The 12,857-nt window shown below is 72.1% G+C and carries 10 protein-coding genes; 5 read left to right on the top strand and 5 right to left on the bottom strand.

Annotated elements, in window-relative coordinates:
• Positions 1-36: 36 nt before the first annotated feature.
• Positions 37-612 carry an alpha-ketoglutarate-dependent dioxygenase AlkB gene (locus tag VFQ84_RS00580; protein WP_325128113.1) on the bottom strand — a complete coding sequence of 192 codons (576 nt, stop codon included), beginning with the start codon at positions 610-612 and terminating at the stop codon, positions 37-39.
• 157 nt (positions 613-769) lie between these two features.
• Positions 770-2,116, bottom strand: coding sequence for an amidase (locus VFQ84_RS00575; protein ID WP_325128111.1), 1,347 nt, complete (start codon positions 2,114-2,116; stop codon positions 770-772).
• 100 nt (positions 2,117-2,216) lie between these two features.
• Between VFQ84_RS00575 and VFQ84_RS00570 the strand changes: the two genes are divergently transcribed.
• Together VFQ84_RS00570 and VFQ84_RS00565 are read left to right on the top strand one after the other, a co-directional pair.
• The gene (locus VFQ84_RS00570; protein ID WP_325128109.1) at positions 2,217-3,824 is read left to right on the top strand and encodes an electron transfer flavoprotein-ubiquinone oxidoreductase; all 1,608 of its coding nucleotides are present in this window, start codon (positions 2,217-2,219) and stop codon (positions 3,822-3,824) included.
• Positions 3,825-3,902: 78 nt separating this feature from the next.
• Positions 3,903-4,763, top strand: a complete 861-nt coding sequence (locus VFQ84_RS00565; protein WP_325128107.1) for a hypothetical protein — start codon at positions 3,903-3,905, stop codon at positions 4,761-4,763.
• Positions 4,764-4,817: 54 nt separating this feature from the next.
• Here VFQ84_RS00565 and cysN read toward each other — a convergent pair whose 3' ends face one another.
• The 3 genes from cysN to VFQ84_RS00550 are packed head-to-tail and all read right to left on the bottom strand — an operon-like array spanning position 4,818 to position 8,453.
• A complete protein-coding gene (gene cysN, locus VFQ84_RS00560; RefSeq protein ID WP_325128105.1) occupies positions 4,818-6,794 on the bottom strand; it encodes a sulfate adenylyltransferase subunit CysN in 1,977 nt (658 codons plus the stop codon).
• Positions 6,794-7,702 carry a sulfate adenylyltransferase subunit CysD gene (cysD, locus tag VFQ84_RS00555; protein ID WP_325128103.1) on the bottom strand — a complete coding sequence of 303 codons (909 nt, stop codon included), beginning with the start codon at positions 7,700-7,702 and terminating at the stop codon, positions 6,794-6,796. The genes cysN and cysD overlap by 1 nt, the downstream gene beginning before the upstream one ends.
• A gap of 13 nt (positions 7,703-7,715) precedes the next feature.
• Positions 7,716-8,453 carry a sulfite exporter TauE/SafE family protein gene (locus VFQ84_RS00550; protein WP_325128101.1) on the bottom strand — a complete coding sequence of 246 codons (738 nt, stop codon included), beginning with the start codon at positions 8,451-8,453 and terminating at the stop codon, positions 7,716-7,718.
• Positions 8,454-8,603: 150 nt separating this feature from the next.
• On the opposite strand from VFQ84_RS00550, the gene VFQ84_RS00545 reads away from it, so the two are divergent.
• From VFQ84_RS00545 to VFQ84_RS00535, 3 genes are read left to right on the top strand one after another with little or no spacing between them, the layout of a single operon-like run.
• Positions 8,604-10,397, top strand: a complete 1,794-nt coding sequence (locus VFQ84_RS00545) for an assimilatory sulfite reductase (NADPH) flavoprotein subunit (RefSeq protein WP_325128099.1) — start codon at positions 8,604-8,606, stop codon at positions 10,395-10,397.
• Positions 10,397-12,082, top strand: a complete 1,686-nt coding sequence (gene cysI / locus VFQ84_RS00540) for an assimilatory sulfite reductase (NADPH) hemoprotein subunit (protein WP_325128097.1) — start codon at positions 10,397-10,399, stop codon at positions 12,080-12,082. The genes VFQ84_RS00545 and cysI overlap by 1 nt, the downstream gene beginning before the upstream one ends.
• Complete coding sequence (locus VFQ84_RS00535) at positions 12,079-12,819, top strand: phosphoadenylyl-sulfate reductase (protein WP_325128095.1); 741 nt, start codon at positions 12,079-12,081, stop codon at positions 12,817-12,819. Before cysI ends, VFQ84_RS00535 begins: the two co-directional genes overlap by 4 nt.
• Positions 12,820-12,857 lie beyond the last annotated feature (38 nt).

Genomic DNA, 12,857 nt, shown 5'->3' with positions numbered 1-12,857 from the left:
CTCATCCGAAATGAAATTGAACCCGGTACCGCTTGTTCAGGTTATGCGGCGGAAGGTGAGGTTGAGGCGGGGCGCGACGGCGCGGGCGGTGCGCGGGAGGGCGTGGCGCCAGTTGGCCTGGGTGTCGCCGGACATCAGCAGCAGGCTGCCGTGCGGGAGGTCGAGGGCGAACTTCTTCGCCGGGTCGCGCCGGTGCTTGAACGCGAAGCGGCGCGTGCCGCCCAGGCTCAGCGAGGCGATGACGGGACGCGGGCCGAGTTCGGGCTCGTCGTCGCTGTGCCAGCCCATCGCGTCCTTGCCGTCGCGGTAGAGATTGGCCAGCACGCTGTTCATCGCGACACCGGCGGCGGCATCGATCCGCGGCCGCAGCGCCTGCAGCGCCGCCGGCCACGGCCGCGGCTCGAAGCGCGTGCGCGAATACACGTAGCTGGCGCCGGGATCCCCGATCCAGCAGCTCAGCCGCGGCGAGTCCACCTCCCGTCCAAACATCCGGATCCGATGCGTCTCCCACCGGATCGAATCCATCAGCACCGCCAGCAACTCATCCGCCTCGGCGCGCGGCAGCCAGTTCGGGGCGTACTCAAGGCTGCCGTCGGGGATGGGGTATTTCATGTCTTAACGCGGATCAGAGCGGAAAGGTCGGATAAAGGCGGATAGAGCAGATTGAAGTTTGGGTCCGGCGCGCTGCCGCCGCGCCGCCGCAATCGACATAAAAATCCTAAAAATCCGCTTTTATCCGATGTTTCCGCTCTGATCCGCGTTAAATCCCTTACTCCCCGGTATCGGCGACCGCGGCAATTACGCCGGCGAGTTCCAGCAGGCGCAGGTCGGAACCCGGCGCGCCCACGAGCTGCAGGCCCAGGCCGCCCGGCAGCGGGAGGCTCAGCGCGGGGCAGCCGGCCAGGGACGCGAGGGCGGTGAGGTCGGCGAGGTTCGCCGGCTCGTCGGCGCCGTAGGCCGGCGGCGGGGCCGCGGTGGTGGGCAGCAGCAGCACGTCGAACTGTTCGAACAGGCGCCGCACGCGCACCACGTGCTGGTCCAGGCGCAGGTCGGCGCGGGCGAAGTCGGCCGCGGTCTTGCGCTTGGCGAAGTCGAGCAGCCAGCGCAGTCGCGTCGACGCGCCGTCGAGGCGCGTTTCATGCGCGGCCAGGATCTCGGCCTCCATCAGCAGCAGCGCGGCGCGGCGGGTCGCGGCCACCTCCAGCGGCGCCACTTCCAGCGCCACCGGCAGCGCACTGCCGAACACCGGCGCCACCCGCGCCATCACGGCGCTGAAGCTTTCGGCCACGGAGGCATCCACGCCCAACACCGACAGGTCGGCGACCACGCCGGCCTTGAGTTCGCCCGGCACCCAGTCCGGCGGCGCCAGCGGCACCCGGCGCTTGCGCGAGCGCGGATCGCCGGCGTCGTAGCCGGTGAGCACCGGCAGCAGCAGGCCGGCGTCCTGCACCGTGCGCGTCACCAGGCCCACGCAGTCGAGCCGGCGCAGCGCGGGCGCCATGCCGCGGCAGCTGATTTCACCGAACGTGGGCTTGTGTGCGACCAGCCCGCAGAACGCCGCCGGGATGCGCACCGCGCCCAGCGTGTCCGAGCCCAGCGCCGCGATGGCATGGCCCGCGGCCACGGCCGCCGCCGCGCCCGCCGAGGCACCGCCCGCGGCGCGGTCCGGGTGCAGCGGGTTGCGCACGTCGCCGTGATGCGGATTGCGGCCCACGGTGCCGAACGCCGCCTCGTCGATATTGGTCTTGCCCAGGAACACCGCGCCGGCGCCGCGCAGGCGCCGCACCGCGTGCGCGTCCTCGTCGGCCAGGCCCGGGTGCCCGGGCAGGCCCAGGCTGGTCGGCATGCCGGCCACGTTGAAGTTGTCGTTCACCGCGATCGGCACGCCGTCCAGGCGGCCCAGCGGCTTGCCCTCGGCGCGGCGGTCGTCGCTGGCGCGGGCCGCGGCCAGGGCGCCGGCGGCGTCCACCCAGGTCCAGGCGTTGAGATGGCCATCGCGCGCGATCGCGGCCAGGCAGGCGCCGGTAAGCGCCTCGCTGCTGGTTTCCCCCTTGGCCAGGGCATGCAGCACGCGGTACAGCGGGGCCTGGCGAAGGGCGTCGGGGCTTGCGGTCATGCGGGCGGGCGTCCGGTCCGGGGCTGCGTGAAGTGTCCTTGATTGCCCGGCCCCGGGCAAACCGGGACAATCCGAACCTTGCCGTACGGAGCCTTGGGAAATGAGTGAACGTGACGTGATGGAATATGACGTGGTCGCCGTGGGCGCAGGCCCGGCCGGCCTGTCCTTCGCGATCCGGCTCAAGCAGCTCAAACCCGAGCTGTCGGTCTGCGTGATCGAGAAGTCCTCGGTCATCGGCGCCCACATCCTCTCCGGCGCCGTGATCGAGCCCGGCCCGCTGGACGCCCTGCTGCCGGGCTGGCGCGACAACCCGCCGCCGGTCTGCGTGCCCGCCACCGAGGACGAGTTCTGGTTCCTCACCAAGGACGGCGGCACCAAGTTCCCGCTCGTACCGCCGCAGATGTCCAACCACGGCAACTTCATCGTCAGCCTCGGCGCGATGTGCGCCTGGCTGGCGCCGCAGGCCGAGGCGCTGGGCGTCGAGATCTACCCCGGCTTCGCCGCCGCCGAGCCGCTGTATGACGAGGCCGGCGCGGTCGCCGGCGTGCGCATCGGCGACATGGGCGTGGCCAAGGACGGCAGCCACAAGGCCGGCTACACCCAGGGCATCGACATCCGGGCCAAGGTCACCGTGCTGGCCGAAGGCGCGCGCGGCCACCTGACCAAGCAGCTGGTGCGCAAGTTCGGCCTCGACGCCGAGTCCGACCCGCAGAACTATTCGATCGGCATCAAGGAACTGTGGCAGGTGCCGCCGGGCCGCGTTTCGCCCGGCAAGATCGTGCACACGCTCGGCTGGCCCGCCGACAGCCACACCTACGGCGGCAGCTTCCTCTACCACCTCGACGGCGACCGCATCGCGCTGGGCTACGTCTCGGGCCTGGACTACCGCGACCCGAACTACCAGCCCTACGAAGCCTTCCAGCAGTGGAAGCACCACCCGCAGGTCAAGGGCCTGCTCGAGGGCGGCAACATCCTCAGCGCCGGCGCGCGCGCCATCGTCACCGGCGGCTGGCAGTCGCTGCCCAAGGTCGAGATGCCGGGCGCGCTGCTGATCGGCGACACCGCCGGCCTGCTCAACGTGCCCAAGATCAAGGGCACGCACCAGGCCATCCGCAGCGGCATGCTCGCGGCCGAACACCTGGCCGCGCAGGAAACCCCGGTCGCGGCCGGCTTCGACGCCAAGCTGCGCGCCTCGCCGGCGATGGCCGAGCTGAAGAAGGTGCGCAACATCAAGCCCGGCTTCAAGAAGGGCCTGTGGTTCGGCCTGGTCAACTCGGCCTGGGAAACCGCCACCGCCGGCCTGTCACCCTGGACCTGGCGCTGCAAGCCCGACTGGAGCGCGCTGCAGAAGCTCGACGTGGCCGAGAAGCCCAAGCGGGACTACGTCGAGCGCACGCTGGCGCCGCGCGATCGCCTGGCCGGCGTCTACTTCGCCGCCACCGAGCACGACGAGGACCAGCCGGTGCACCTGAAGGTGGCCAACACCGACGTCTGCATCACCCAGTGCGCCGAGGAATACGGCAATCCCTGCCAGCGCTTCTGCCCGGCCGGCGTCTACGAGATCGTCGAGGACACCGAGGGCAAGCGCCTGCAGATCAACGCCGCCAACTGCGTGCACTGCAAGACCTGCGACATCAAGGACCCGTACCAGATCATCACCTGGGTGACGCCGGAAGGCGGCGCGGGCCCCAACTACCAGAACCTCTGAATCACGCAGGAGGGCCTTCAGGCCCGAAGCTTTTCGCGAAGAGCTTCGGGCCTGAAGGCCCTCCTACCGGGACGTCCAATGAAGCTTGCGCTTGCCACCGCCATCGCCGCCTACGGGCTGGACGAAGACCTCACGCCGCTGCGCGCCGCCTGCGAAGCCGCCGACCTCGACGTGTCGGTGGTGGCCTGGGACGACCCGACGGTGAGCTGGGCGCGCTTCGACGCGGTGCTGCTGCGCTCGACCTGGGACTACATCGACCGGCTGCCGGAATTCCTGGCCTGGTGCGACCGCACGGCCCGGGCCACCCGCCTGTGGAACGGCCCGGACGTGGTGCGCTGGAACACCGACAAGCGCTACCTGGGCGAACTGGCCGCGAAGGGCGTGCCGGTGATCGAAAGCCACTTCATCGCGCCCGGCGAGGACGCCGCCGGCTTCCCCGACCTGGCCGAGTTCGTGGTCAAGCCCACCGTCGGCGCCGGCTCCCGCGACGCCCAGCGCTACCTGCGCGAGGACCGCGCCGCGGCCGAGGCGCACGTGCGCCGCCTGCTCGACGCCGGCCGGCACGTGATGGTGCAGCCCTACCTGCGCGCGGTCGACGAACAGGGCGAGACCGCGCTGCTGTTCTTCGGCGGCCAGTTCAGCCACGCCATCCGCAAGGCGCCGCTGCTCAAGCGCGGCGAGGGCCCGACCCGCGCGCTGTTCAAGGAAGAACACATCCAGCCGCGCCAGCCCTCGGACGCCGAACAGGCGGTGGCGCGCCAGGTGCTGGCCGCCCTGCCCTTCGGCCCGCTGGTGTATGCGCGCGTCGACCTGCTGCCGTCCGAGGCCGGCCCGCAGCTGCTGGAGCTGGAGCTGACCGAGCCTTCGGTGTTCCTGCCCTACGGCGAGGGCGCGGCGGCGCGCTATGCGTCGGTGCTCGCGGAAAAGCTTCGGGCCTGAAGGCCCTCCTACACGCGTCCCTGTAGGAGGGCCTTCAGGCCCGAAGCCCTTCGCCTAGTCCTCAAGCACGCGCGCAACTACGATCGCGGCCAGCTGCTCCGGCGTCCGCGCCACCGTATCGAGCACCAGCTCCGCCGCCTCCGGCGCTTCGTAGGGCGAATCGATGCCGGTGAAGTTGCGGATCTTTCCGGCGCGCGCCTTCGCGTACAGGCCCTTGGCATCGCGGCGCTCGGCCTCGGCCAGCGGCGTGTCGACGTGCACTTCCAGGAACTCGCCGGGCGCGAACAGCTCGCGCGCCATCCGCCGCTCGGCGCGGAACGGCGAGATGAAGCTCACCAGCACGATCAGGCCGGCCTCGGTCATCAGCTTCGCCACCTCGGCCACGCGCCGGATGTTCTCGACCCGGTCCTCGTCGGTGAAGCCCAGGTCGCGGTTGAGCCCGTGGCGCACGTTGTCGCCGTCGAGGATGAAGGTATGGAAGCCCTGCGCATGCAGCTGCTTGTCGACCAGGTTGGCGATGGTGGACTTGCCCGCACCCGACAGGCCGGTGAACCACAGCACCCGCGGCCGCTGGCCCTTGAGCCGGGCGCGCGCCGGCTTGTCGACGTCCTGGTGCTGCCAGTGGATGTTGGCGGCGCGACGCAGCGCGAAGTCGAAGGTACCGGCGGCAACGGTCGCATTCGTCTGCCGGTCGATCAGGATGAAGCTGCCCAGGCGCCGGTTCACCGCGTAGGGCTCGAACGCGACCGGCTGGTCGAGGCTGAGGTTGCAGACGCCGACCTCGTTGAGCTCCAGGTGCTTGGCGGCCAGCATCGCCTGCGTGTTCACGTCGACCTTGTGCTTGATCTCGGTGACCTGGGCGGTGACGGTGCGCGCGCCGGTCTTGAGCAGGTAGGCCCGGCCCGGCAGCAGCGCCGGCCCGCCCATCCACAGCAGGTGCGCGGCGAACTGGTCGGCCACCTGCGGCGGGTCGCCGGCGGCGGCGATGACGTCGCCGCGGCTCACGTCCACTTCGTCGGCCAGCACCAGGGTGATGGCCTGGCCGGTGGTCGCGCGCGCCAGGTCGCCGTCGGCGGTGACCACGCGGGCGACCCGGGACCGGCGGCCCGAAGGCAGCACCACCACCGCGTCGCCGGGCGCCACCGTGCCCGCGGCCAGGGTGCCGGCGAAGCCCCGGAAATCCTGGTTCGGGCGGTTCACCCACTGCACCGGCAGGCGCATCGGGGCGTCGGCCGCGGGCTGGGCCGGCTCGGCCGCCTCCAGCGCCTGCAGCAGGCTGGGCCCGGTGTACCAGGGCATCGCCGGCGATGGCGCCAGCAGGTTGTCGCCGCGCAGGGCCGACAGCGGGATCGCCTGCACGCGTTCGATGCCCAGCCCGGCGGCCAGCGTGGCGTACTCGGCGACGATGCGTTCGAAGGTGGCCTGGTCGTAGCCGGCCACGTCCATCTTGTTCACCGCCAGCACCACGTGCCGGATACCCAGCAGCGAAACGATGTAGCTGTGGCGCCGGGTCTGGGTCAGCAGGCCCTTGCGCGCGTCCACCAGCACCACCGCCAGGTCGGCGGTGGAGGCGCCGGTGGCCATGTTGCGGGTGTACTGCTCGTGGCCGGGGCAGTCGGCGACGATGAACTTGCGCCGGTCGGTGCTGAAGTAGCGGTAGGCGACGTCGATGGTGATGCCCTGCTCGCGCTCGGCCTCCAGGCCGTCGACCAGCAGCGCGAAGTCGATGTCCTCGCCCTGGGTGCCGTGCCGGCGACTGTCCTTGGCCAGCGAGGCCAGCTGGTCGTCGAGCAGCAGCCGGGTGTCGTGCAGCAGGCGGCCGATCAGCGTCGACTTGCCGTCGTCGACGCTGCCGCAGGTGATGAAGCGCAGCAGCGGCTTGGCCTCGTGCTGCGCCAGGTAAGCCGCCACGCTCCCTGTAGGAGCGCCTTCAGGCGCGAAGCTCTTCGCGAAGGAATTCGCGCCTGAAGGCGCTCCTACAGGGGAGTTTTCGGTGGCGGTCAGGACCGGGGGGGTCTTGTCGGTGGCCATCAGAAGTAGCCCTCCTGCTTCTTCTTCTCCATCGAGGCGCCGGGGTCGTGGTCGATCACGCGGCCCTGGCGCTCCGAGGTGGTGGCGACCAGCATTTCGGCGATCACCTTCTCCAGCGTGTCGGCCTCGGATTCGATCGCACCCGTGAGCGGGTAGCAGCCCAGCGTGCGGAAGCGCACCTTGCGCATGACCGGCGCCTCGCCGGGCCGCAGCGGCAGGCGCGCGTCGTCGACCATGATCAGGGCGCCGTCGCGCTCGACCACCGGCCGCTCGGCCGCGAAGTACAGCGACGGCACCGGGATCTTCTCGCGATAGATGTAGAGCCAGACGTCGAGCTCGGTCCAGTTCGAGATCGGGAACACGCGCACGCTCTCGCCCTTGTCGATGCGGGTGTTGTAGAGGTCCCACAGCTCGGGCCGCTGGTTCTTCGGGTCCCAGCGGTGGCTGGCGTTGCGGAACGAGAAGATGCGCTCCTTGGCACGCGACTTCTCCTCGTCGCGGCGGGCGCCGCCGATGGCGGCGTCGAACCGGTGCAGGTCCAGCGCCTGCTTCAGCGCCTGGGTCTTCATGATGTCGGTATGCACGGTGGCGCCGTGGGTGACCGGGCTGACGCCCTGCGCCAGGCCGTCGGGATTGGTGTGCGCGTGCAGGGTGACGCCGGTCTCGGCGGCGCGGCGGTCGCGGAAGGCGATCATCTCGCGGAACTTCCAGCCGGTGTCCACGTGCAGCAGCGGGATCGGCGGCTTCGCGGGATGGAAGGCCTTCACCAGCAGGTGCAGCAGCACCGAGCTGTCCTTGCCCACCGAATACAGCATCACCGGGTGCTGGAAGGACGCCGCGACTTCGCGCAGCACGTGGATGGCCTCGGCTTCCAGGCGGTCGAGGTGGGACAGGACGGGAGCGCTCATGGCCGGCAGGATATCAACGCAGGAGGTTGTAGAGGCTGACCGCGCTGATCACCAGGCCCACCAGGGCCATCAGCGGCCGGGCCGGGATGCGCCGGGCCAGCCACGCGGCGAACGGCGCGGCGACCACGCCGCCCACCAGCAGGCCCAGCACCACGTGCACGTGGCCGAGGCCGAGCGTGGCCAGGAATACCACCGATGCCGCCAGGCTGATGAAGAACTCGGCCGCGTTGGCGGTGCCGATGGCGATGCGCGGCTCCAGGTGCCGGGCCATCAGGTGGCCGGTGGTCAGGGGCCCCCAGCCGCCGCCGCCGACCGCGTCGAGGAACCCGGCGCCCAGGCCCAGCGGCACGTTGCCGCCCTGCCGCGGACTGCGGCGCTGGCCGCGCCAGGCGCGCCAGAGCAGCACCAGGCCGAGCGCCAACAGGTAGGCCGCCACCAGCGGCCGCAGCCAGCGCCAGTCCACCGACGCCAGCAGCCAGGCGCCGGTGACCGCGCCGAGCACGCCGGGCAGCACCAGCGACCACATCAGCTTGCGGTCCACGTTGCCAAACAGGCCGTGGCTCAGGCCCGAAACGCCGGTGGTGGCGACCTCGGCGGCGTGCACGCTGGCGCTGGCCACCGCCGGCGGCAGCCCGAAGGCCATCAGCAGGCTGGCGCTCGTGACGCCGTAGGCCATGCCCAGCGCGCCGTCGACCAGCTGGGCGGCGAGGCCGATGGCGACGAAGATGAAGAACTCGGGAGGCAGGTCCATGGCGGCGCCGCGGGAAGGGAGCGGCGACTATCGTGCGCCCGTCCGTGGCCGGCAAATAAGCGCAGGGCATCAGGCCATGCCGCTTGTTCCTTTCCCGCGGCGCAGGACCATCGGTAGCGTCGGCGCATCGAAGTCCCGAGCCCGACGCCCATGCCTCCCGCCCCCGCCGCCTTGCCCGTGCCGCCCCTGCCCGGGGACAAGGTCGACCTGCTGGCGCGCCTGACCGACGGGCTGGACGCCCCCGGCCTGTGGTGGCTGTCGGGCTATGCCGCCGGCCTGGCCGCCCGCCCGGGCGACCGGCCGGCGGCCCCGGCGACGACGCCGGGCGCGCGCCTGAGCGTCGTCTACGGCAGCCAGACCGGCCAGTCCCGTCGCCTGGCCGAACGGCTGGCCGAGCAGGCCGGCGCCGCCGGCCTGGCCGTGCGCCTGCTGCGCGCCGACGCCTACCCGCTGCACGAGCTCAAGGACGAGCGCCTGCTCTACGTCGTCATCAGCACCCAGGGCGAAGGCGAGCCGCCGGACGACGCCCGCGGCTTCGTGTCGCACCTGCTGGGTAAGCGTGCGCCGAAGCTGCCCCAGCTGCAGTTCGCGGTGTTGGGGCTGGGCGATTCGAGCTATCCGCTGTTCAACGCCACCGCACGCGAGGTCGACGAGCGCCTGGCCGCGCTCGGCGGGCGCCGCCTGTTCGCGCGCGGCGAAGCCGACGTCGACATCGACACGGTCGCCACGCCCTGGCTGGACACGGCGCTGGCGCAGGCGCGCGCCCGCCTGGCGACGATGGCCGCCGCGGCGGCGCCCGCCGGCGCCACCGTGACGCCGCTGCGCGCACTGGCGCCGGCGTCGCCGTGGTCGCGCGAGCAGCCCTTCGCCGCGGAGCTGCTGGCGAACCAGCGCCTGACCGGCCGCGGCAGCCGCAAGGACGTGCGGCACCTCGAGCTCTCGCTCGAAGGCTCGGGGCTGGCCTACCAGCCCGGCGATGCGCTGGGCCTGTGGCCGCGCAATCCGCCGGCGCTGGTGGACGCCGTGATGGCGGCGCTGGCGCTGGACCCCGAAACCCCCGTCGACGGCGCGCCCTTGCGCACCTGGCTGGCCGAGCGGCGCGAACTGACGCGCCTGGCCCGACCCTTCCTGCACCAGCACGCCGAACGCGGCGGCCATGCGGCGCTGGCGCGGCGGCTGCAGCCGGCGCAGGCCGCCGACCTCGCGACGCTGCTCGCCAGCCACCAGCTGATCGACCTGCTGGAGGCCTGGCCCGCGGCCTGGACCGCGCAGGACCTGGTGGCCGCACTTCGCCCGCTGGCGCCGCGGCTGTACTCGATCGCCTCCAGCCAGCGGGTGGTCGGCGCCGAGGCGCACCTCACCGTCGACCATCTGGCGTGGGACGCGCCCGGCGGCCGCCGCTGGGGCGCCGCCTCGCACCGGCTGGCCTCGGCGACGGAAGGCGAGGCGCTGCCGGTCTTCATCGAACCGAACGAGCGCTTCCGGCTGCCGCGCGACGGCCAGCGCGACGTGGTCATGATCGGCCCGGGCACCGGCGTCGCGCCCTTCCGCGGCTTCGTCCAGGAGCGCGCGGCCACCGGCGCCGCGGGCCGGCAGTGGCTGCTGTTCGGCGCGCCGCATGCGCGCCATGACTTCCTGTACCAGCTCGAGTGGCAGCAGGCGCTCAAGGCCGGCCAGCTGCACCGGCTCGACCTCGCGTTCTCGCGCGACCAGGCCGACAAGGTGTACGTGCAGCACCGGCTTCGCGAACACGGCCGCGACCTGTTCGACTGGCTCGAGGGCGGCGCGCACCTGTACGTCTGCGGCGCCAGCGCGATGGGCCGCGACGTCGAGGCCGCGCTGCTGGAGATCGTCGGCCGCCACGGTGGGCGCGACGTCGACGGCGCCCGCGAGTACCTCGCGAGCCTGCAGCAGCAGGGCCGCTACGCCCGGGACGTGTACTGATGTCCGCGCACTCCGTCGAAGCCATCAAGCAGGCCAGCGGCCGCCTCCGCGGCACGCTGCGCGACAGCCTGGCCAATCCGGTCACCGGTGCGCTGGCCGAGGCCGACCAGGTGCTGCTCAAGTACCACGGCAGCTACCAGCAGGACGACCGCGACCTGCGTGAAGAGCGCCGGCTCGCCCGGCTCGAGCCCGACTACAGCTTCATGATCCGCACCCGCACGCCCGGCGGCGTGGTGACGCCGGCGCAGTGGCTGGGCCTGGACGCCATCGCCACCCGCTATGCCGAACGCGGCCTGCGCATCACCACGCGCCAGGCCTTCCAGTTCCACGGCGTCATCAAGGGCCAGCTGAAGGCGACCATGCAGGCCATCAACGCGCAGCTGATCGACACGCTGGCGGCCTGCGGCGACGTCAACCGCAACGTCGCGGTGGCCGCCAACCCGCACGAGTCGCGCGCGCACGCCAGCGTGCACGCCCAGGCCGCGGCGCTGTCCGCGCACCTGCTGCCCAACACCCGCGCCTACTACGAGATCTGGCTCGACGAGCAGCGCGTCGCCGGCAGCGGCGAGGAGGACGAGCCGATCTACGGGAACGCCTACCTGCCGCGCAAGTTCAAGATCGGCTTCGCCATTCCGCCGGTGAACGACGTCGACGTGTTCGCCCAGGACCTGGGTTTCATCGCCGTGCTCGAGGACGGCGAGGTGGTGGGCTACAACGTCGCCATCGGCGGCGGCATGGGCGCCACCCACGGCGACGCCGGGACCTACCCGCGGCTGGCCGACGTCATCGGCTTCGCCACCCCCGACCAGGTGATCGCCGTCGCCACCGCCGTGGTCACCGCCCAGCGCGACTTCGGCAACCGCGCGGTGCGCAAGCGCGCGCGCCTGAAGTACACCCTCGACGACCGCGGGCTGGACTGGTTCACCTCGCAGGTGGAGGGCCGCACGGGGTTTCCCCTGGCGCCGGCGCGGCCCTTCACCTTCGAGCACACGGGCGACCGGTTCGGCTGGGTGGAAGGCCACGACGGTCGCTGGCACCTGACGCTGCGGCTGCTGTCGGGCCGCATCCTCGATGGCGAAGACGGCGCCCACCTGACCGGCCTGCGCGAGATCGCCCGGGTGCACGCCGGCGACTTCCGCATGACCCCGAACCAGAACCTGGTCATCGCCGGCGTGCCCGCCGACCAGCGCGCGCGCATCGACGCGCTGGTGCAGGCCCACGGCCTGGACGGCTACTCGACGGCGACGCCGCTGCGCCTGGAGTCGATCGCCTGCGTCGCCCTGCCCACCTGCGGCCTGGCCATGGCCGAGGCCGAGCGCTACCTGCCCGCGATCACCGCCAAACTCGAAGCACGGCTGGCCGCGCACGGCATCGCCGACGCCCCGATCATCCTTCGGATCAGCGGCTGCCCGAACGGCTGCTCGCGGCCCTACCTCGCCGAAGTGGCCCTCGTGGGCAAGGCGCCCGGCCGCTACAACCTGATGCTCGGCGCCGACCACCGCGGCCAGCGCCTGAACACCCTTTACCGCGAAAACATCGCGGAACCGGAGCTGCTCGCCGCGCTCGATCCCCTGTTCGCGCGATACGCCGCCGACCGCGGCCACGGCGAGCGCTTCGGTGATTTTCTCGTCCGCACCGGCGTGGTGGTGCCGCGCCCGCGCATTGCCCTGGAGCTGCAGCCATGAGCCTGGTCCCCGACCCCACCGCCGCCGCCGAATCCGTGCAGGCCCTGCGCGAACTCAATGCCTGGCTGGGCGGCCTCGATGCCCGGCGCCGCATCGAGTGGGCGCTGGACGCGCTGTCCGGCGAGCACGCCCTGTCCTCGAGCTTCGGCGCACAGTCCGCCGTGGCCCTGCACCTGGCCACCCGGGTCCGCGCCGACCTGCCGGTGATCCTGGTCGACACCGGCTATCTGTTCCCGGAAACCTACCGCTTCATCGACACGCTCACCGACCGCCTGCAGCTGGACCTGCGGATCTTCCGGCCGCGCCTCGGCGCCCGCTGGATGGAGGCCCGGCACGGCAAGCTCTGGGAACAGGGCGCCGAAGGCATCGATCGCTACAACCGCCTGCGCAAGGTCGAGCCGATGCAGCGCGCGCTGGAAACGCTGGGCGTGCGCACCTGGATCGCGGGCCTGCGCCGCGGCCAGTCCCGCAGCCGCGCCGGCATCGAGTTCCTGGAGATCAAGGACGGCCGCTGGAAACTGCATCCCCTGGCCGACTGGACCGACCGCGACATGGGGCAGTACCTGGCGCGCCACGGCCTGCCCTACCACCCACTCTGGGAGCAGGGCTTCGTATCGATCGGCGACGTCCACACCACCCGGCCGCTGGCGCCCGGCATGTCCCCGGAGGACACGCGCTTCTTCGGCCTGCGGCGCGAGTGCGGCCTGCACTACGACGAGCCGGCCACCGCGCCCTGACCCCGGCCGCGGCGCGCCGAGGCGGCTAGAATGCCGGC

Origin of the sequence: Arenimonas sp., assembly GCF_035721105.1 — a bacterium.
In the GTDB taxonomy this organism is placed as follows: Bacteria; Pseudomonadota; Gammaproteobacteria; order Xanthomonadales; family Xanthomonadaceae; genus Arenimonas.
Note: the sequence above shows the minus strand (reverse complement) of the source record. Positions and strands in the feature narration are given on the sequence as shown.